The 19,006-nt window shown below is 68.4% G+C and carries 20 protein-coding genes and 1 pseudogene; 9 read left to right on the top strand and 12 right to left on the bottom strand.

Annotation, left to right across the window (positions count from 1 at the left end; translation table 11 throughout):
* Positions 1–149 precede the first annotated feature (149 nt).
* On the top strand, positions 150–821 hold the full coding sequence (locus JF597_RS40165; RefSeq protein WP_294008481.1) for a hypothetical protein: 672 nt from the start codon (positions 150–152) through the stop codon (positions 819–821).
* Between the two features lie 9 nt (positions 822–830).
* Here the strand turns inward: JF597_RS40165 and JF597_RS40160 are convergent, their stop codons facing one another.
* The 5 genes from JF597_RS40160 to JF597_RS40140 are packed head-to-tail and all read right to left on the bottom strand — an operon-like array spanning position 831 to position 4,599.
* The gene (locus JF597_RS40160; protein WP_294008479.1) at positions 831–1,430 is read right to left on the bottom strand and encodes a hypothetical protein; all 600 of its coding nucleotides are present in this window, start codon (positions 1,428–1,430) and stop codon (positions 831–833) included.
* Positions 1,430–2,047: a hypothetical protein gene (locus JF597_RS40155; protein WP_294008477.1), complete on the bottom strand. Its 618-nt coding sequence runs from the start codon at positions 2,045–2,047 to the stop codon at positions 1,430–1,432. The genes JF597_RS40160 and JF597_RS40155 overlap by 1 nt, the downstream gene beginning before the upstream one ends.
* On the bottom strand, positions 2,044–2,847 hold the full coding sequence (locus JF597_RS40150) for a hypothetical protein (protein WP_294008475.1): 804 nt from the start codon (positions 2,845–2,847) through the stop codon (positions 2,044–2,046). The genes JF597_RS40155 and JF597_RS40150 overlap by 4 nt, the downstream gene beginning before the upstream one ends.
* 46 nt (positions 2,848–2,893) lie before the next feature.
* Positions 2,894–4,300, bottom strand: a complete 1,407-nt coding sequence (locus JF597_RS40145) for a hypothetical protein (RefSeq protein ID WP_294008473.1) — start codon at positions 4,298–4,300, stop codon at positions 2,894–2,896.
* On the bottom strand, positions 4,297–4,599 hold the full coding sequence (locus tag JF597_RS40140; RefSeq protein ID WP_294008471.1) for a type VII secretion target: 303 nt from the start codon (positions 4,597–4,599) through the stop codon (positions 4,297–4,299). The genes JF597_RS40145 and JF597_RS40140 overlap by 4 nt, the downstream gene beginning before the upstream one ends.
* Before the next feature lie 199 nt (positions 4,600–4,798).
* Between JF597_RS40140 and JF597_RS40135 the strand changes: the two genes are divergently transcribed.
* Together JF597_RS40135 and JF597_RS40130 are read left to right on the top strand one after the other, a co-directional pair.
* Positions 4,799–5,536: a hypothetical protein gene (locus tag JF597_RS40135; RefSeq protein WP_294008469.1), complete on the top strand. Its 738-nt coding sequence runs from the start codon at positions 4,799–4,801 to the stop codon at positions 5,534–5,536.
* A gap of 35 nt (positions 5,537–5,571) precedes the next feature.
* Positions 5,572–6,687 carry a hypothetical protein gene (locus JF597_RS40130; protein ID WP_294008467.1) on the top strand — a complete coding sequence of 372 codons (1,116 nt, stop codon included), beginning with the start codon at positions 5,572–5,574 and terminating at the stop codon, positions 6,685–6,687.
* Here the strand turns inward: JF597_RS40130 and JF597_RS40125 are convergent.
* Positions 6,617–6,907: a GntR family transcriptional regulator gene (locus JF597_RS40125; protein ID WP_294008465.1), complete on the bottom strand. Its 291-nt coding sequence runs from the start codon at positions 6,905–6,907 to the stop codon at positions 6,617–6,619. The genes JF597_RS40130 and JF597_RS40125 overlap by 71 nt on opposite strands.
* Before the next feature lie 169 nt (positions 6,908–7,076).
* Between JF597_RS40125 and JF597_RS40120 the strand changes: the two genes are divergently transcribed.
* The 5 genes and pseudogenes from JF597_RS40120 to JF597_RS40100 all read left to right on the top strand — a co-directional run bounded on the left by JF597_RS40120 (position 7,077) and on the right by JF597_RS40100 (position 9,738).
* Positions 7,077–7,424, top strand: a complete 348-nt coding sequence (locus tag JF597_RS40120) for a hypothetical protein (protein WP_294008463.1) — start codon at positions 7,077–7,079, stop codon at positions 7,422–7,424.
* Positions 7,424–7,801, top strand: a complete 378-nt coding sequence (locus JF597_RS40115; RefSeq protein ID WP_294008461.1) for a hypothetical protein — start codon at positions 7,424–7,426, stop codon at positions 7,799–7,801. The genes JF597_RS40120 and JF597_RS40115 overlap by 1 nt, the downstream gene beginning before the upstream one ends.
* Before the next feature lie 138 nt (positions 7,802–7,939).
* Positions 7,940–8,140 (top strand): annotated as a pseudogene (locus JF597_RS40110) (hypothetical protein); the annotation flags it as partial.
* A 441-nt stretch (positions 8,141–8,581) separates the two neighbouring features.
* Complete coding sequence (locus JF597_RS40105) at positions 8,582–9,187, top strand: hypothetical protein (RefSeq protein ID WP_294008459.1); 606 nt, start codon at positions 8,582–8,584, stop codon at positions 9,185–9,187.
* A gap of 53 nt (positions 9,188–9,240) precedes the next feature.
* Positions 9,241–9,738, top strand: a complete 498-nt coding sequence (locus tag JF597_RS40100; protein ID WP_294008457.1) for a hypothetical protein — start codon at positions 9,241–9,243, stop codon at positions 9,736–9,738.
* Here the strand turns inward: JF597_RS40100 and JF597_RS40095 are convergent.
* The 5 genes from JF597_RS40095 to JF597_RS40075 form a co-directional block, all read right to left on the bottom strand.
* Complete coding sequence (locus JF597_RS40095; protein WP_294008455.1) at positions 9,728–10,699, bottom strand: hypothetical protein; 972 nt, start codon at positions 10,697–10,699, stop codon at positions 9,728–9,730. The two genes, JF597_RS40100 and JF597_RS40095, sit on opposite strands and share 11 nt — an antisense overlap.
* On the bottom strand, positions 10,675–11,154 hold the full coding sequence (locus JF597_RS40090) for a putative T7SS-secreted protein (protein ID WP_294008453.1): 480 nt from the start codon (positions 11,152–11,154) through the stop codon (positions 10,675–10,677). Before JF597_RS40090 ends, JF597_RS40095 begins: the two co-directional genes overlap by 25 nt.
* Positions 11,155–11,159: 5 nt before the next feature.
* Positions 11,160–11,867, bottom strand: a complete 708-nt coding sequence (locus tag JF597_RS40085) for a hypothetical protein (protein ID WP_294008451.1) — start codon at positions 11,865–11,867, stop codon at positions 11,160–11,162.
* Complete coding sequence (locus tag JF597_RS40080) at positions 11,857–12,174, bottom strand: hypothetical protein (protein ID WP_294008449.1); 318 nt, start codon at positions 12,172–12,174, stop codon at positions 11,857–11,859. The genes JF597_RS40085 and JF597_RS40080 overlap by 11 nt, the downstream gene beginning before the upstream one ends.
* Positions 12,175–12,494: 320 nt before the next feature.
* A complete protein-coding gene (locus JF597_RS40075) occupies positions 12,495–12,797 on the bottom strand; it encodes a WXG100 family type VII secretion target (RefSeq protein WP_294008447.1) in 303 nt (100 codons plus the stop codon).
* 246 nt (positions 12,798–13,043) lie between these two features.
* On the opposite strand from JF597_RS40075, the gene JF597_RS40070 reads away from it, so the two are divergent.
* Positions 13,044–17,615, top strand: coding sequence for an FtsK/SpoIIIE domain-containing protein (locus JF597_RS40070; RefSeq protein ID WP_294008445.1), 4,572 nt, complete (start codon positions 13,044–13,046; stop codon positions 17,613–17,615).
* Between the two features lie 57 nt (positions 17,616–17,672).
* Here the strand turns inward: JF597_RS40070 and JF597_RS40065 are convergent, their stop codons facing one another.
* Positions 17,673–18,875 carry an RNA-guided endonuclease TnpB family protein gene (locus tag JF597_RS40065; protein ID WP_294008443.1) on the bottom strand — a complete coding sequence of 401 codons (1,203 nt, stop codon included), beginning with the start codon at positions 18,873–18,875 and terminating at the stop codon, positions 17,673–17,675.
* Positions 18,876–19,006 lie beyond the last annotated feature (131 nt).

Raw genomic sequence — 19,006 nt, 5'->3', positions numbered from 1 at the left:
CGCACCCGGCGGCGTCACCGTGCGCTCATCAGGCCTGCACGAAGTGCTCACGCCGGCGGCCGGTTTCCGACGCCGGCCTGACTAGGATCACGGATCACCGGCCGGACGACGGATTCCGTCGCCGTGAACCACCCTGAGGAGGACCGACCGTGACCGTGCCGCAGCGCCACTCCTGGCAACCCCCGGAGGGCGAGCTACTCGTGGCGCGCGCCCCGGTGTCCTTCGCGACCGGCGCGGCGCACCGGGTCCGGGGCCGGCGCTGGTTCCGCGACACCGAACGGTGCGACATACAGGCCGAGTTGCCGGGCTGGCCGGCGGGCCCGGCCTACCGGCTCAGGTCGCGGACCGCCCCCGTGGTGCGGGCCGTGCTGGGCGTCGCGTTCCTCCTCGGTGTGCTCGCCCTGGCCGTGGTCTCCGGCGGCAACGTGCCCTCCGGCAGCGGCCCTAGCGGCTCCGGCTCGCTGGGCAGCAGCGAGGACCCGGAGAACGAGGAGACGGACTTCCCGGTGCTGTGGGCCGCCCCCGGCACGATCGCCCGTACCCTCCCCTGGGAACTCGACCCGGCCCGCCGCCCCGACACGGACACCACGCACCTGGTCCTCACCGACCGCCGCCTGCTGGTCCTCGGCGGACTCCAGGACCCCCGGGAACCCTGGGAGGAAGTCCTCTGGGAGACGGACCTGAGCACCGTCGCCACGGTCGAACGACGGCCGTTCAGCATCGGCGGCCGGGACTTCAGGATCACCTTCACGGACGGCTCCTGGTGCCGCCTGACGTCTCTGGAGGGCGAGCCCCTCGTCAGCCGCCTGGCGGCTGCCTGAGCCGTCCGGCTACGCGGTGACCCGGACCGTCCGGGCCAGCTCGTCGGTCAGCTCGCACAGGGTGTCCGTGTGGGCCAGCGCCTGCCAGGAAGTCAGCAGGACCAGCCCCCACGTCTCGTCGGCCCTTATGCCGTACGCGCACGTCTCCAGCACCGTCCCCAGCCCGTCCCGGCCGACGTCCCGGACGTACGCGTGCCGGACGCGCACCGCGGGCCCGGCAGGCAGGGTGCGCAGCTCCGCCTCGGGCAGCCGGTAGGAGTCGGCGGTGGGGGCCGCGAGGTAGCTCCGGAGAAGGTCGACGGTCACGGCCGGGTACGTGTCGTCGGCGACCAGCGCGGACAACTCGATCCGGGCGAGCTCACCGAGGCGCGGCTCGGGGACGTACGACAGCGCCGTGATCGGACCGCGCTCGCGGGAGTCGGCGGCGGCCTCGCGGAGTTCGGCGGCGAGGGCGTCGAGGAGCTTGGGGTCGGGGGTGTCGGTACCGACGAGCCGCGCGGCCGCCCCCGCGGCCCACGTATGCAGGTCGGCCCCCGCCACGCGCACCGGTAGGGACACGGCGTCCTCCGGCACCTTCATATGCACCGTGGACGCTGCGAACTCGGGCATCAGGCCATCCATTGCAGAGTGCGGGCGACGGCGTCGAAGAGACCGACCAGGGCTTCCGCCAGCGGTTCCATCGGCGTGGAGAAGGAGAGCAGCAGCCGCTGGTCACTGTTGGGCACGGCGAGGTAGACGTCCAGGTGCGTTACCGCGAGCTTGTTGCCGTCGGAGTCGTCGGGGGCCGGGCGGCGCACATAGCGGTGGCGTACGGCGGGACCCGGGGCGAGATCGACGAAGGTGACGTCCTCTGCCTCCGCGGTCGCGCGCAGGGCAAGGGAGCGGGCGATGTCCCCGAGGTCGCCGGCCTCGGTGCCGGGGGCCGGGCGGAGCAGGGTGACGACCAGGCCGGCGGAGACCGGAACCTGGCCGAGGACCTGGTTCATGACGTACATCTCGACACCGCCGTTGGCGTGCGCCGCCTCGGCCTGCTCCCGCATCCGCTCCGCGAGCGCTGCTTCAAGCTGCGGACCGGCCTGCGTACGCCGCAGACCGCGCTTGACCACCTTGTCGATCCGGTGGGCCCACCGGTCGGGATCGAGCACGATCCGCTCCCAGCCCTCGGGAACGGCGAGCCGGTAGTCGGAAGGGGGCGCCGTGGCCGTAGCGGCGGTCTCGCCGGTCATACCGCCGTCCCCATCGCCTGGCCGTACCGGTTGCGCCGCCCGACGGCCACGACCGTCACCGGTGCCAGCACGAGCACCACGGCGGCGCCCAGGCAGACGTAACCCTCGAGGAGTCCGCCCATCTCGGACTTGGTGCCGAGCGAGGGCTTGTAGTGGCCTGCCGGATCGACGACGGCTGTCGTCGTCTGCCCGATCCGGTCGGCGCAGTTCTCCCTGTTGTCGACCACCTCGTGGACGGACCCGTCCCGCAGTCGGACCCGGCAGTACGTCTCACGGGTGCCGTGCGTCCACTGATGGGTCGGCGTGGCGATGGTGACCGTCTGCTCCACCCCGCGCAGCTGCAGGTACCAGGCGTTGGCGAAGTACGAGCCGACCAGGACCAGCACGAGATAGGCGGCCGCGGTGACGTACCGGGCCACGGGGGCTCCTCGGGAGTCACGGGTCTTGAAGGCCACCCGGATGACCGGAAGTCCGAGCAGCAGCCCGACGAACGCCGCCGCCTTGCCGACGAACAGGCTGGAGAGCAGGCAAACGGCGACCGACACGACGGCCACCAGGAGCAGCCGGGCCCACGGCCACACCGGCGTTGCGCCGCCGTACACCATCCGTGGAGGCCGAGAAGCGGGGCCGGCCTCCGAGAACTCGGCGAGGATGGTGCGTACCCGCCGCATGCCGTCCGGGCCGGCCGCGATCCGCCGCAGCTCCGGCAGCCCCATCCCCACCTCTTCCAGCGACCGCTGCCATTTCTCGGGCAGTTCCGCGAACAGTTCGTCGACAGACCGCTCGTTCTCACTCGCCACGTGATCCTTGCTCTCTCCGCTCTGGGGTTCCTGACAGCCGACCGGGTCAGCCGCTGGTGCTCCAGTGCCAGTTGTAGAACGGTGTTCCGCCGGCCCCGATGCCCGGAACCTCCTTGACGCCCTGAAGGACGTTCGGCCCGGTGAGCCACGGCTCGTGGGCCTGTGTGTGGGCCAGGTTCGACCAGCCGGCCAGGAGCGGCAGCACCTGGCTGCCGTAGTAAAGGGCCTTGGCCTGGCCCGCCATGCTCTTGAAGGAGGAGTCAGCGATCTCCGACAGTTTGGGCGCCGATTCGGCGAAGGCCTTGGCCGCCCGGTGCACTGCGGGGGCGTCACGGATGTCGGTCGCATACGCCTTGAGGTTCAGCGACTCCTTGACCACCGAACGCATCCGCGGCAGGAGTTTCGTGGGCCCTTCGGACAGCGCCTTGCCGATCTCACCGGGCTTGACACCGTTGAGCGTCTCGGCGAGTTCGCGGGCCGCTGTCGGATTCAGCCCGATCTCCCGGGCCAACTGAAGGTCCTTGACCGCGGAGGCGCCCCGGGCGGCCATCGCCGCCTCCTTGGCCGTCGTCCCCAGGACCCGTCCCGCACCGAAGGAGAGCACGCCGATGGCGTCGATGGCGACGTCCAGCCAGGTCCCCTTGCCGTCCAGCGCCGAAACGGTGTCGCAGACCAGGGCGACGACCGAGGCGATGAGCGCCAGCGCGCCGAGTACCTCACCGAGGACCGGCACCCAGCTGAGGGCGAGGGCCAGGACGCCCAGCACAGCGGCGGCCACCCCGGCCCAGTGCCCGATGTCGGCGACCCAGTCCTTCCAGTTGTCCCACCAGTGGTGCTTGGGATCCTTCAGCCCGTCGTGGTCGATGGCGTCCCGTAGCGCCTTGGCGGCATACCCGGCCTGCGTGTCCCGGTACTCGAGCGCGGCCCGAAGCTCCCGCTTCGCGGCGTCGAGCTCCCCGTCCGAGGCCTCCTTCTGCCGCTTCAGCTTCTGCTTGTCCGGGTGGTTGTCGTCACCGGAGGGATGCTGATCGATCTGCTTCTGGTAGTTACTGCTGTCGGCGTCGGCCGCGGCGGCCTTCTTCAGTGCGGCGCGCACCCTGTTCTGAGCGTGGTTGAGGGCGGTGGCCCAGTTCTCCCGCACGGAGTCGGCGATGGGCTCGTACGGCACGGAGGAACCGAGCGCCGCCCCCGCCGCGGCATACCGCTGATGCGACTGGCTCAGCAGCGTGACGGTGTCGCCCGTCCTCTTGGTGAACTCCCTCCCCGCGTCGGAGTCCCACCCGTTCCCGTCGACGAGGTTGTTCAGCTTGCCGGCCTGCTCCTCGATCAGCTTGGCCGTGTCGGAGATCCGCTTCCCGAGCCGGGCGACCTCGTACGGGTCCCCCGGCGTGAACTCCCTGTCGTCGTACCGGGCCGTCTGCCAGTCGACGCCGGCGAAGTCGTGATCGCTCACTTGTCCCCCGGCTGAGCCTTGACCAGCGCGTCGGCAAGATGCTGATCGATCCCGTCGTAGGCCTTCGCCGCCTCGCCCGCCGTCTTCCCGAGGAACTCCAGCCCGTCGCAGAGCTGTTTGCGCTTCTTCTTCCAGTCGTCCGCGAAGTCACCGAGGGCATCGGCCACCTCGCCGGACCCGATCTCCGAGCCGTACGAGTCGACGAGGTCCTTCGCATGTTCGAAGTTGGACTTCAACTTCGCGACAGATCTGCTGATCTCCCGCAACTCACTCGTGGACACCTTGACGTGGTCCGCCACAACTACCCCCGTGAACACCTGCCTACCGGCCGCCCCGCGAGACGCAGAGGGCCAGGGTCACTGTGTGTCGAGGGTTTTCGGGGCTACAACCAACGGACCGCAAAGGGAGCTCAAAGGAGGGGGCCATCGCCCGACGGGCCGCACCGCCTCCACCCTCTGTCCAGAAGTCCCCCGCAACCGGCCCGTCAGGACGTTCGCGGTGGCGAAACCCGGGACCTCACAGATACCGTTTGCAGTCTTGCCGAACTTCATTCTCACGGGGGAGTCCACAGTGAAGCGCCGCACCATGCCCGTTGCCGCCGCGCTCGCCGCGACCGCAGCTCTGCTGCTGACGGCGTGCGGAGGCGGGGACGACGGCTCCAAGGGCAACGACAAGATCGCGGGGGCCGGTACCGGAGGGTCGGCCTCTCCGTCACCCTCGGCGTCGCCCTCCGCCTCGGCGGAAAAGAACGCACCTGCCTTCGCGTTTCCGTCGGACATCCAGATGAAGGTGGAGCGGGATTCGACCGGCGATGCCACGAAGGACGCGGTCCTCCGGGACGTGGCGTACGCAGCCCAGGCCCGCATCGAGGCCTTCGGTAAAGGTGATGGGCAGACCGCCAACGTGAACCGCTACTTCGCCGCCAATGCCCGGATCTTCTGGGTGAACCGGGTCGCGGAGTTCAAGAAGGAAGGGCTCACCGTCACCGGTCAGTACCGGTATTACGACTTCGAGGTCACGGACGTCGCGAGCGGCAAGGCGGCCGCCCGCTACTGCGAGGACCAGAGCAAGGCCTACGACAAGGTGATCAAGACCGGCAAGGTGCAGCGCACGCAGCCGAGCGACAAGAGCTTCGTCCTGTACACGGTCCAGGCCCAGCGAGACTCCGCCGGTGACTGGCAGGTGACGCAGCAGAGTTGGAAGAAGGGGGATGCGGCGTGCGTGCAGAGCCAGTGACGAACGTGGTTCACCCAGGCTTCCGAACGGCTGCTGTGATCGGCCTTGTCCTGGTGTTGGCGGCGAGCTTCCCAGCGCACGCGGACGACAGCACAGGAGGAGGCGACACCGGCACGACCGGAACCGGCCAGACGGGCCAGCCCGACTCCGACTCCAGCGCGAGCTCCGGCAAGGGTGTCATCGGTGCCCACATCCAGGTCCGGCAGAGCAGGACCGGCAGCTCCAGCGGCTCCACGTCGAGGGCCACCTCCTCAAATGCGAACTGGAAGCCCCCGGTCTGCTGGTACGAGCCGATGTACACGCCGGACGAGTACGAGGAGTTCATCAAGTCCTCGTACAAGGGAGCCCAGGAACCAGCGGCGAGCTACGCAAAGAAGCGCGCCGACGAGGACTACCACAAGGGCGACAAAGGACTCTGGTGGCAGGTCCAGTTCCGGGACGACGCCTACTCCTCGCTCTGTCCGGTCCCCACCGACAATTGGGAGATCTGGGTCCCGCCCGCCCAACCGAAGCAGGACCCTCACCAGCTGACTCCGGAGACCCTCTCCGAACTTGCCTACAACTCGACCAAGTTGCCCACCCCGCCGGTGGTACTGAGCCCGACGCCTGACCGGCTCAAGGTGAACCTCGGTACTCGCGTGAAGCTGGACGGCGACTTCGACCGGGTGTGGACAACGGCCAGCATCGACTACAAGGGCGTGGCGATGGCCGCGACGACCGTCGCCACCCCCATCGCCCTCAAGGTCGACGCGGGCACTTCGGACGCCGATCCGCAGACCTGCACGTACGACCTGGTGAAGGGCGACAACGGCTACACAGTCGACAGCAAGGACACGGCCTGCACCGTCACATACCGCCGCTCGTCCGGAGCTGGCACCTACCCCTTCAAGGCGTCCATCACCTGGAAAGTCACGTGGACGAACTCGGCCGACCCAGACGGTCCCGCCCAGCAGCCAGATTCGGGCGGCCCGCGGGGCTCCCGCTACTGGCCGCCCCGGGAGTCCCAAGAAGACGCGGGACCGGCGAGTAGCCAAGGGGGCGCCCAGAGAGAGACGGAGCCGCGCGTAACGCGCGGCTCCGTCATGCGTTCGGTCCGCTGTCTTCGGATGGCTCGCTGGAAGGCTCCTGAGTCTGCACAAACGTGCCCTTGATCGGGACTGTGATGACAAGGCCCTGGTCCCGAAGCTCGCGCACGGCCCGGCGGGCGGTGTTGATGGCTACCGCGTATTGCTCGGCAAGATCACGTTCAGCGGGAAGCCGGGCGCCCACCGGCAGGCGTCCAGTGCGGATCTGCTCTGCGATGTGGTGTGCGACTTGCAGATACACGTAGGCGGGACTTGTGGGGTCGGGCGTCCACCGATCGTTAGCCATAACCGCACGCTAAGGCGGCTTGAAGCAAGGCACCACATGAGGGAACGTCCACATGCAACCTAATGCTTCTGGTTGCTACCTATCGCGTCCTAGGGCAGAGTGGTCTACAAAGACCCCGGCGAGGCGGCTACCTCCCGGGGCATGGCCAACGCTTACAAGGAGCGTCGACATGCACGACCTTATCCCCCGCGCCCTCGAATGGCTGCGCCTCCTCTTCGCCCCCGGCACCGGGAAACGGCGCCGCCGTCCGCACCGGCCGCCCTTCCCCCACGTCCACTTCACGCTCGTACGCTGCCCCCTCACCGCCGAGACCCCGCACCTCCCCTGCCACCGGTCGCCGTACGGTCTGGACACCCTTCTCGACGGCGCCGACTCCCCCCTCGTCCGCCCCTACCTCACCGCCCACGAGCGGGAGGCCGCCCTCCAGCAGCGCCGACGGCTCGCCCTCGTCCTCGCCGCCGACTTCGGGATCGACCTCGATCAGCACGTGATCGGCGCGCCGGAGGTGGCTGCCTGATGGAACTCGCGAACGGCCCCACCTACCGCGTCGCAAATGGCGACGTACACCGCGATCTCTCTCCCCGCCTCCTCCCCTGGCCCACCCCCGAAGGCAAGCCCTGCTTCCTGGTCACGGACAGCAACGGCGGCTATCTCTCCCACTTCGCCGATGACCTGGAAGCCGCCCAGCTCGCCACCGGCAGCGACGTCCTCGGCCAGGCCCGCAAGGTGCTGGACGACCCGATGTCGCCGTACACCGAGGTCCGCTACGCCGGCATCCGCCTCGCTGAGTGCCTCACCGACGCGCTGCGTGTCGCCGAGTCCCGGGGCATGCGGTTGGTCGTACCGGACGACGAGGAGGACCGCGATGGCTCCCACGGGCAGAGCAACATATAACGCACCCACCACCGCTCCCGGCCGACGCACGGACCGAACCGGTGCCGTGCGTCGGCCCGAGATGCCAGGCACCGCGATAGCGAAACGGAACTCACGGCTCACCACACCCCGGACACAGCGCACGAACGGGTATGAGATCGTGGTAAATCCGACCAGACCCCGCCCTGCGGAAGCAAGTACCTGCGCTCGTCCGGCGACGGCGCATACCACCTGAAGGCGACCATCACCTGACAGATCAGCTGGTCGGGAACCGGTGGCGCGGGCGGCGACCTGCCGGACAGCACCTTCGGGACGACCCAGGACATCAAGGTCCAGGAAGCTCAAGCCGTCAACCGTTGAGAGGAATCTTCTCCACGCGTGAACAGGATGACCCTGGCCGAACACGCACAGGGCCGTCTCGGTGTCTCTGCGGACGCTGCCGCCCGGTTGCAGGATCGGCAAGATCCCGACACCTCCGAAGGGCGCAGGCCGCGCGGCGGGCTCTTGTGAGTGCGGCACGGGCGGTGGCGACAGCGGATCAGCACGCACGCGTCGAGTACCTGGACCGGCCCAACGGGCCGGCGTCCATGGGTGAGACGGTGCGCACCCCGTCCCCCGAGTCCGGTCCTTAGAATCACCCTTGGGCGCGGCATGGAAAGAGCCGCACCGGCCTCACATCCCGCTCGCTCCGCCAGCGGAGCACTCCTGATACCGTCGGCATGTAACGCCGATTAACTTACCGATTCCGTCAAATGAGCGACGGGCGGGCACAATTAACCAAATGCCGGGAGGGTTCACCGCATGGGGGACGAAACGACTCGTACCGCCTTCGATGATCCAGACACCCTTCGCGCATGGCAGCGTGCGCGTCGGCGGTCTCTCTGGACATTCACCCTCTGGGGATTTTCCCTGCCCGGCTTCCCTTTGTTGACAATGGTTTTGTGGCAGTCGCTGGCCGATGGGTCAATCCCCGGATACGTCGTTGCTCCGCTGGTCCTTCTGTCTACAGTTGGACTCGTCGTATCGGAGCGCCGTTTGTCACGCGTTAAACAGATGAAGGGAATCCTGGCCGTCTATCCGTGGAAAGAGCACCCTCCGCTGAAGAAGGTGCTGGCAGGGGACGTCGCGCATTTTCAACTTCCCGACCCGGATGCCCCGAACAAGAGGGTCAGCGTTCTCGCACTGCGAAACGGGCTCGGCAAACGATGGCGGGCCACGCTGACCGACGCCCGAGCCCGCGGGTTCGCCTTTGCGGGCGATCCGCGCTTCGGCATGGTGATCACGCCTCTGGGGCAACACGAACTTATCGCCGTCCGCCCCAAGCATCCGCCACTCACCGGTGGTCGCTCGAACGGAGTTGACGAAGCCGCCTGGCAGTTGGCGCAGGAGGCTGGCACCGGCAACTAACCGTCACAGGCCCCACCGCCCAGAGAGCCCGACAAGAACAGCGTGAGGTTCCGATGCCTGAATTCCTGTACAGCACTCTCGACGATCAAGACGACGTAATCGACGGCATGTTCCAGGGGCATCTGGACGTGAAGGGAAGCGCCGGGAGCGCCACCTCGCGCAACTCTCGGCAGCCGGACGGCGGCCCGGGGATCATACTCTTCCCGGCGCTGGTCGATCTGCTCGACGGTGTGAGCGAGCTGCTGCAGCGCGGGCGCGGCACGTTCAAGTGCTCAGGCCTCGGACTTTCGCTGAAGTTCAGGCTCAGGGACGGACGCATGACGATCAGTCATCGCTGGACGGTGATCGACGATTCGTCATCGCAGTCCACAGCCGCCGCCATCTGGACGGCGGCTCAGCAACTTACGGACAGCGTCCTCGGCCGTGTCACGGAGCCCACCAGGTACGTCGAAAGGGCCGAGGACGGTACTGATCGGTACATCGACTTCCGTATCCAGGTGAAGGAATCACTGGCACGGTTCGAAGAATCGAGGGCACACCTCAGCCGTTGAGTGCAGCCTTGGCGGACAGGATGCCCGGCTTGTAGCCCAGACCGCTGTCACCGTAGCCACTGACGGTGTCCAACAGTACGCCGCTGGTATCAAAGTCGGCGCCGAACACTGCGCTGTTGACGGTGGCTTTGGTGACACTCGTGAGGAATCCCTGAGTGGCTCCCAGAACGGCCGCGCTCTTCTTGGTCTTCCCAGCCAAGGCCATGCCCAGATCATGGAACTCCCCGCGCGTCATGTTGATCCGACCGCTTCGGTAGATGGCTGTGGCCGCACTGGGCAGGCCCTTGCTCAAGCCCTTGCTCACCAGTGCACCGGAACCCACACCGACGGCGTTGCTGACGAGGTTACCCGTCGCGTTCTTCTTCACGTCATCCCAGCCACCGTTCAGGGCATCCTTGAGCGTGTTCTTGAACTCGCCCTTGCCAAAGGCGAAGGCAATCTTACGAAAGCCCTTAAGGTCCTCGCCCGTGTGCCACAGTTTGATCAGGCGGGCGCTGGCGATCTCCGCTTTCCTCACCCGCAACACCATCTTGACCCCACCAGCGAGTTTGCCCGCCTTCGCCAGCATGGACAGCTTGCCGACCACTGGGATGCAGTCCAGCGCGGCAAAGAGCAGATCGCCCCAACCAGCCTTTCCCTGAGCGAACTGGACGATGGTGTCCGCCAGCACGATCAATGCCGCCGCCAAGACGAACCACACCAGTGGGCCCCCCATGAACAGCAGCACGATCCCTGCCACGGCAACGAAGATCTTGGCCACGAACACAGTCAATTTCCAGGCTTTGCCGAGCCAGTCCCCGACCTTCTCGTACCACTTCTTGTTGTGGATCCCGGCGTCGGAAGCACTGTGGATGTCATGGACGAGTTTCGTGGCGGCCCTGTCCTGGTCCTTGCCGGCGTTCTCCGCCTTGGCCCTGAGCTCTGCCAGTTGGGAGTTCAGGCTGTCGACCTGGCCCTGCACCGCCTTCTGGTGCTCGTTGGCGTGCTGTTCAGCTTGTCCTGGGCCGACTTGGCGCTGTTCGCCGCAGTGGTGGCGCCGGCCAGCCGGGACTGTGCCCTGGAGAGCTCGCCGCGCAGTATCCGCGCCTTGGCCAGCGCGTGGTCCGCCGTGGTCTGGGCGTGCTCCAGCTTTCCGGCGTACGTGAGCAGGGCACCCGAAACCAACTCGTACGAGTCGTGCAGCTTCTGCAACTGGCCGGGCAGCTTGCCGATCTGTTCCTTGAAGGCGTCCATGGCCTTGCCGGCCGACTCCTTGAGGACGGAGTCCTTCGAGGCGGAGCGTATGCCTCTGAGCACCGTGGCGACGTCTTCGACGAAGGTCTTGTACCGCTGGCCCTGGAGTTTGACCTCGTGTGGATCACCGGGCGTCGGGTCGTCGTGCAGGTCGAGGTTGTGCCAGTCGGTGGGGCGGACCATTGAGCTCAGCTCTCCGTGGCGGGGTCGGCGCGGTAGACGAAGCGGAAGGTGCTGGTGATGAGGTCGAAAAGCTCCAGCATGGGCTCGACCAGGGCGAGTTGCGGGGTGCTGGCGCTGATGACGGCGACCTTCGGGTTGCTGCCCGGGAACGGGACGAGCGTCTGCATCATCACGGCACGGTAGCTGCGGTTGTCGTCGGGGATCTCAATGTCTTCGATGCCTTCGGCGCGTGCCGCCTGGCCGGCATCCGGCAGTTCCACCAGGCGCACGCGGCGCCAGGGGTCCGTGGGCCGACGGCCGGGCTCGATCGGCGCCAAGACGCTCATGAGCGTGTCGAGTCCGGTGATGGCGGTCTCGCCGGTGGTCTCGTTGACGGCCGCGTTCACACTGACCGTGAGGCTCGCCACCATCGGCTCGCCGTCGACGATCTCGCACATGGAGCCGGAGTAGACGACGTTGCCCTTCCGGGCCTCGCGAGCCACCTTCTTCAGGGTTTTGACCAAGTCCGCCTGGTGCTCCGCCAGTTCCGGTCGCTGCTTGACCCGTTCGGCCACGACCTCTCGGATCGAGCGGTTCACCGTGGCGGGGTGGACGTCGAACTCGTACCAGGTGCTGGGGACCTGGATGTTGATGCCGATGACGTCCCCGGGGGCCGCTCCCGCAAAGGGGTCCTCAGCCGTGGGCTCATCAGCGAGGGGGGCCTCAGTTTCCACCCTTGCCCTCCTTCTCGTGCTTGCGGACAGCGTTCCGGAGATCCGTGTCGAGCTTGGTCATCTTGTCGACGATCTCCTGTGCCATCTTCGCCACGTTCTCAAGACCGACGTCGATCTCCTTACGGCCGTCCTTCCAGCCGTGCATGAAGTCTTCCATCGCGTCGAATGCCGCGCTCGAACCCAGCTCTCCGTTTCCGAGCTTCCGGTCAACCTGGCCGGTGTCGTCCATGCGTTGCTTGATCGACCGCAGTTGCCCCGCCAAGGTATCGAGCCCGACGAGGCTCACGACGAGATCACCCTTGGACATGTCTGGTATCCCCCAATAACCCAGATTGAGTCGGCGCCGCACAAGTCGCGCCGACAATGCGGCCGTCGGAGCCTACTGCTCTGGGCAGGTACGACCGCCACCGGCCGTTTCATTGCAGCGGACGCGTTACAAGTGGTTACTGTGCGCGTCTCCCGGAAACACAGTGCACCAAAGAACTGCGTACATTCGCGGTCAGTCACCCCACGAGGGTTCAGTTCAACGGTTCGCGACGAGTTGGACGAAGACGTACGCACAAAACCCGTCGGTGCGATGGCCGACCGCTCCATCGCACCGACGTGGCCCGTCACATGCCGAGGTGACTAGCCCTTGGCCTGCTTCGCCAACGAGTCGTCCAGCTGCTCGTACGCTTCCTTGGCCTTCTTCAGGAAGTCGGACAGCCCGTGCAGGCCCTGGATCGTCTTCGTCGCTCCCTTCGTGAAGTCCTTCATGGAGTCGTCGTACGCCCCCGAGGCCCTCTGGGTGGTGAAGCCGTTCTCCACCAGCGCGGAGACCCGCTTCGCGACATTATTGATCTTGTCCTCAAGCTCGTGCATGTCCTTGATCAGGTCGCCCGCGACCTTCTCCATCTCGGCATATGTGAGATCCGTGTCTTTGCCGGCCATGACGGCTCCCTCCCGTTCGTGTGGCCTCAGGGCCTTCCCCCGTGGCGTTGTCCGTGCAGACCCGTGGCCATGACATGGCCGCGTCCGCACGAGCAAAGATCCTACGGGGGTGACGCGTGCGACCGCACGGTCCTCATGCGGTGGAATCGTGAACCGTGCTCATCCCGTTGCACCCGGGAAAGGATGGACGGCTAAGGTCACTTGCACTGATGTGTTGGGTGCTTTAGGTGTGTGGGGGGACGGAACGTGCGCCTGAGTCTGACCGTCGTCGATCCGGTCGGCGGTGCCACCGCCGACGTGGTGCTCGACGCGGATCCGGAGTCGACCGTCGGTGACGTCGCAAGGGAGCTGGCCCGGCAGGTCGGTCTCGGATATCCGGACCCCGGTGCGGGCGGCGCCCAGGTCATACCCATCGGCGCGCATCGGCAACAGGCCGCGGCCGTCCGGGTCTCCGGGCCGCTCGCCTACGTCGACGGGTACGCCCTCGACCCCGCGGCCACCGTCGTCGGCTCGCCCCTGCGGGACGGCGTCGTCGTCAGTCTCCACGATCCCGCCGGGTGCCTGCTCGGTGAACCCACGGGCATCGTCGAGTTCCGGGTCGCCGGGGGTCCCGCCGCCGGCGCCGTGCACCGGCTCGGCGTCGGGCGGTACGACATCGGCTCCGGACCCGCCTCCCACCTCCGCGTCGAGGACCCGGAACTGCCCGCCCGCGCGGCCACCCTCACCATCGCCATCGACGGCACCTGCAAAGTCGCGATACATGCCGAAGACGCGCGGCTGGACGGGGAAACGGTGCAGAGCGGCGGCGACTGGCCCCTCAACTCACAGCTCGCCCTCGGCAACACCCTCCTCGAGATCGCCGGGTACGCCCCGCCCAACGCCGCGCTCAAGTGGTCCGACGACGGTGCCGGGCTCGACTACAACCGGCCCCCGCGGCTGCGTCCCGCCGAACGGCAGACGCACTTCTCGCTGCCCAACCCGCCCGGCGACTACGAGGCCCGGCCGCTGCCCTGGCTGATGGCGCTGCTGCCGCTGGTCGGCGCCGTCGTCTCCGTGATGATGTTCGGGCGCTGGTACTACCTGATCATGGCGCTGATGAGCCCCCTCATGCTCTTCGGCAACTACTTCATGGACAAGAAGCACGGGCGGAAGTCGCACGCCAAGCAGCTCAAGGAGTACAAGGAGCACAAGGCGCGGATCGAGGGGGAGGCGCAGGAGGCGCTCGTCGCGGAGCGGTCCGAGCGGCGGGCGGCGGTGCCGGATCCGGCGGCCGTGCTGACGTACGGGACCGGGCCGCGTACCCGGTTGTGGGAGCGGCGGCGTACGGACGCGGACCATCTGCTGATCCGGTTCGGCACCGGGCGGGTGCCCAGCGAGGTCGAGCTCGACGACCCCGAGCAGGACGAGCACAAGCGCAAGGTCCGCTGGTACATCGAGGACGCCCCGGTGGGGCTTTCGCTGCGCGACCTCGGGGTGATCGGCATCGCCGGGCCGGGGGATTCGGCGCATGCGCTGGGGCGGTGGGCCGTCGCCCAGACCTCCGTCCTGCACAGCCCCATGGACGTGCAGTTCTACGTGCTCACCGACAACGACGCCGGTGAACGTTGGGAATGGGTGCGGTGGTTGCCGCACGCCCGGCCGGGTGGCGGCCAGGACGTCAACGTCCTCATCGGCACCGACTCCGAGACCGTCGGCGCCCGCGTCGGCGAGCTGACCCAGTTGCTCGACGGACGGCAGAAGGCCCTGCAGAAGGGCGGCCGGAGCAAGACGGACGGGCCGGCGTTCTCCGACCCGGACATCGTGGTGGTGTGGGACGGGTCCCGGCGGCTGCGGTCCATGCCCGGTGTCGTACGGCTGCTCAAGGAGGGGCCCGGCGTCGCCATCCGCTCCCTCTGCCTCGACGAGGAGGAGCGGTTCCTGCCCGGGGAGTGCCAGGGCGTCGTCGTCGCCGAGCCGCGGCCCGTCAAGGAGGCCGCGCAAGCGGCGCCCGTGGCGCAGCAGGCGGTCGGCGGCTTCCCGTCCTTCCAGGCCTGGCATCCCCAGAGCGGCGGCGAGGAACAGGCGCCGCAGGACCTGGAGTTGCGGCTGCGCGTCGAGCAGAGCGGGGCGCTGCGCAAGCGGAACGTGCGGCCCGACTTCGTCTCGGCCGCCTGGTGCGGGCGGCTCGCCCGCTCGCTCTCCCCGCTCCGCGACATCAGCGGTGAGAGCGAGGACTCCGCCCTGCCCGCGGCCAGCCGGCTGCTCGACGTGCTCCAGCTGGAACCGCCCACGCGGGACGCGATCGCCGCGCGCTGGCGGATGGGCGGCCAGTCGACCATGGCCGTCATCGGCGAGTCGTACGACGGCCCGTTCGGCATCGACCTGCGGCGCGACGGGCCGCACGGGCTCATCGCCGGCACCACCGGTTCCGGCAAGTCCGAGCTGCTGCAGACCATCGTGGCCGCGCTGGCCGTCGCCAACACCCCCGAGAACATGACCTTCGTCCTCGTCGACTACAAGGGCGGCTCGGCGTTCAAGGACTGCGTGAAGCTGCCGCACACCGTGGGCATGGTGACCGACCTCGACGCCCACCTCGTGGAGCGGGCGCTGGAGTCGCTGGGGGCGGAACTCAAGCGGCGCGAGCACATCCTCGCCGCGGCCGACGCCAAGGACATCGAGGACTACCAGGACCTCGTCCGGAGAGACCCCTCCCGCTCCCCCGTCCCCCGACTGCTCATCGTCATCGACGAGTTCGCGTCCATGGTGCGCGACCTGCCGGACTTCGTCACGGGACTGGTGAACATCGCCCAGCGAGGGCGGTCGCTCGGGATCCACCTGCTGCTCGCCACCCAGCGGCCCTCCGGTGTCGTGTCGCCCGAGATCCGCGCCAACACCAACCTCCGGATCGCGCTGCGCGTCACCGATGCCGGTGAGTCGACCGACGTCATCGACGCGCCCGACGCCGGGCACATCGCGAAGAGCACGCCGGGACGGGCGTACGTCCGGCTCGGGCACGCCTCGCTGATCCCCTTCCAGTCGGGCCGGGTCGGGGGACGGCGGCCGGGGGCCGCGGACCCGGCCACGCTCGCGCCCTGGGCCGGGGCGCTGTCCTGGCAGGACCTCGGGCGGGCGGCGCTGCGCAAGCCGAAGTCCGAGGCGAAGGAGGACGACGAGATCACCGACCTGAAGGTGCTCGTCGACGCCGTCCGCGAGGCCAACACCGCGCTGCGGATCCCCGCCCAGCACTCGCCGTGGCTGCCCGCCCTCGACGACATGCTGCTGCTCGACGACGTGCCGGCCGTCCAGGCGCAGGGCGCCCTGCCCGCCGCGGCGTACGGTGTCGAGGACCTGCCCGCCGACCAGGCCCGGCGCGCGGTCGCCGTCGACTTCGCGACCTTCGGGCACCTCATCATCGCCGGTGCCCCGCGCACCGGACGCTCGCAGGTGCTGCGCACCATCGCCGGTTCGCTGGCCCGCACCAACTCCTGTGCCGACGTGCACCTCTACGGCATCGACTGCGGCAACGGCGCGCTGAACGCGCTGACCCGGCTGCCGCACTGCGGTGCCGTCGTCGGCCGCAACCAGACCGAGCGGGTGGAACGGCTCATGGCCCGCCTCTCCGGCGAACTGAGCCGACGTCAGGAGCTCCTCGCCGACCGAGGGTTCGCGGACATCGGCGAGCAGCGGGCCGCCGTACCGGAGGCGGAGCGGCTGCCACACATCGTGCTGCTGCTGGACCGCTGGGAGGGCTGGCTGCCCACCCTCGGCGAACTGAACCACGGTGACCTCACCGACCAGATCATGGTGATGATGCGGGAGGGCGCCAGCGTCGGCATCCATCTCGTCCTCACCGGTGACCGGCAGATCCTGGCCGGCCGGATCTCCTCCCTCACCGAGGACAAGTACGGTCTGCGGCTCGCCGACCGCGCCGACTTCTCGATGCTGGACATCAACTCCCGCAAGGTTCCCGAGGAGATCCCGCCCGGGCGCGCCTTCCGCAGCGAGACGGCCGCCGAGACGCAGTTCGCGCTGCTCTCCGCGGACACCACCGGTCAGGGCCAGAACGCGGCGATCGTCGCGATCGGCGAGGCGGCCGAGGCCCGCGACGCCCAGGTGGAGCGCTCCCGGCGCCCGTTCCGGGTGGACGTGCTGCCCAGCCGGATCTCCTTCGAGGAGGCCTGGGCGATGCGGGCCCCGGCCGCGGCGGCCGCCCCGCTGTGGGCCCTGGTGGGTGTCGGCGGCGACGAACTCACCGCCTTCGGACCGGACCTGGCGCAGGGCGTCCCCGCCTTCGTGATCGGCGGCCCCGCCAAGTCCGGCCGCTCGACGGCCCTGCTGGGCTTCGCCCGCTCCTACCTCGCCAACGGCGTGCGGATCGTCGTCGCCGCGCCCCGGCAGTCGCCGCTGCGTGAACTGGAGGGTCGAGAAGGCGTGTTGAAGGTATTCACCGGGCGGGACGTGGACGAGGACGAGCTGACGGAGGTGCTGTCGTCGGCGTCCCCGGCCGAGCCGATCGTCGTGCTGGTCGACGACGCCGAGGTGCTGGACGACTGCGACGCCGAGGACGTCTTCAAGCGGATCGTGGAGCGTGGCACCGAGGAGGGGCTCGCCGTCGTCATCGCCGGTGACGAGGACGAGATCTGCGACGGCTTCTCGGGCTGGCAGGTGGACGCCAAGAAGGCCCGCCGGGGCATCCTGCTCTCCCCCCAGGAGTCCGGCTCCGGCGAGCTGATCGGCATCCGGACCACCCGGGCCATGGTGGGCGGCCCGATCCAGCCGGGCAAGGGCATGCTGCACCTGGGCAGCGGGGAGCACGTCACGGTGACGACCCCGCATTGACATGCTCCTCGCCCTGAAGGGCGAGGATTCTGGCCTTCCCGACTGGTTGCTGTGCCGCTACGCGGCACGGTTTCCGGTCGTCGGGAATCCGTGGCTTCCTGTTTCTACGCGCTGTGCCAGAACGGGTTCTGGTCTTACCGGCGCTCCGCAGGCCGATGCCGCCAGTCCGGCGGCCGTCTTGATGTTGAGTGCGGCGTTGTGGTCCCGGTCGTGGGTCGTGCCGCAGGCGGCACAGGTCCACTCCCGGACGGACAGTGCTTTGGGCCCGTCCACCACGCCACAGGCTGAGCAGGTCTGGGAGGTCGGCTCGAAACGCCCGATCTTCACCAGAGTGCGTCCATACCGTGCCGCCTTGTACTCCAGCATGGCCACGAACTGCGACCAGCCGGCGTCGTGCACGGACTTCGCCAGCCGAGTGCGTGCCAGCCCCGTCACCGACAGGTCCTCCACGGCGATCCCTTGGTTCTCGGAGATCAGCCGGGTGGAGAGCTGGTGGTGGAACTCTTTGCGGGCGTCGGTGACCTTGGCGTGGGCGCGGGCGACCTTCAGGCGGGCCTTCTCGCGGTTCCTGGATCCCTTCTGTTTGCGGGACAGCTCGCGCTGGGCCTTCTTCAGCTTCTTCTCCGCCCGGCGCAGGAACCGGGGGGAGTCGATCTTCTCGCCGGTGGACAGCACGGCGAAGTGGGCGAGTCCGAGATCGATGCCGATGGCCTGGCCGGTGTCGGGCATCGCTGCCGCGTCGGCGGCGGGGTCGGTATCGATGACGAACGAGGCGAAGAATCTGCCCGCGGCGTCCTTGATCACGGTGACGGAGGTGGGAGCGGCAGGCAGGGTGCGGGACCATTTCACCTTCACCGCGCCGATCTTCGGCAGGTCCAGCCGTCCGCTGTCGGTGATCTTCCAGCGTGCGTTCGCGGTGAACCGGATCGCCTGGCGGTTGTCCTTGCGGGACTTGAAGCGGGGCGGGCCCAGTCCCGGGCCCTTGCGGGTGCCCTTGAGGGAGGCGAAGAAGTTCTTGTAGGCGGTGTCGGCGTCGCGCAGGGACTGCTGGAGGACGACCGAGGAGACCTCACCCAGCCAGGACCGCTCCACGGTCTGTTTCGCCTGCGTGATCAGCTTCTTCGACAGCTCGCCAGCCTTCGGGAAGACATCGCCCGCCTTCCGGGCGTCCTCGCGGGCGCGCACGCAGTCGTTGAACACGACGCGCGCGCACCCGAACGTCTTCGCCAGGGCGATCCGCTGACCGGCGTCCGGGTACAAGTCGGGTAGCCGGGATGCATTACTGCACCCCGGCCCCCTCAGAACCGTGCGTGCACCTTTCAATGCACACGGCTCAAGCTCGCCCCATGGGCCAGCGCAGTTTCACTTGGCCTGTGCGCCATCTTGAGCGT

This window comes from Streptomyces sp. (assembly GCF_019510245.1).
GTDB lineage: Bacteria > Actinomycetota > Actinomycetes > Streptomycetales > Streptomycetaceae > Streptomyces.
The sequence above is the reverse complement of the archived record's forward strand: the minus strand, read 5'-3'. Positions and strand labels throughout refer to the sequence as shown.

Bases quoted from the DNA above. Each gene is read 5' to 3' on its own strand.
- JF597_RS40100 (WP_294008457.1), top strand. From the start codon at position 9,241: ATGCCTGAATTCCTGTACAGCACTCTCGACGATCAAGACGACGTAATC.
- JF597_RS40115 (WP_294008461.1), top strand. From the start codon at position 7,424: ATGGAACTCGCGAACGGCCCCACCTACCGCGTCGCAAATGGCGACGTA.
- JF597_RS40080 (WP_294008449.1), bottom strand. From the start codon at position 12,174: ATGTCCAAGGGTGATCTCGTCGTGAGCCTCGTCGGGCTCGATACCTTG.
- JF597_RS40160 (WP_294008479.1), bottom strand. From the start codon at position 1,430: ATGCCCGAGTTCGCAGCGTCCACGGTGCATATGAAGGTGCCGGAGGAC.
- JF597_RS40155 (WP_294008477.1), bottom strand. From the start codon at position 2,047: ATGACCGGCGAGACCGCCGCTACGGCCACGGCGCCCCCTTCCGACTAC.
- JF597_RS40075 (WP_294008447.1), bottom strand. From the start codon at position 12,797: ATGGCCGGCAAAGACACGGATCTCACATATGCCGAGATGGAGAAGGTC.
- JF597_RS40105 (WP_294008459.1), top strand. From the start codon at position 8,582: ATGGGGGACGAAACGACTCGTACCGCCTTCGATGATCCAGACACCCTT.
- JF597_RS40120 (WP_294008463.1), top strand. From the start codon at position 7,077: ATGCACGACCTTATCCCCCGCGCCCTCGAATGGCTGCGCCTCCTCTTC.
- JF597_RS40125 (WP_294008465.1), bottom strand. From the start codon at position 6,907: ATGGCTAACGATCGGTGGACGCCCGACCCCACAAGTCCCGCCTACGTG.
- JF597_RS40090 (WP_294008453.1), bottom strand. From the start codon at position 11,154: ATGGTCCGCCCCACCGACTGGCACAACCTCGACCTGCACGACGACCCG.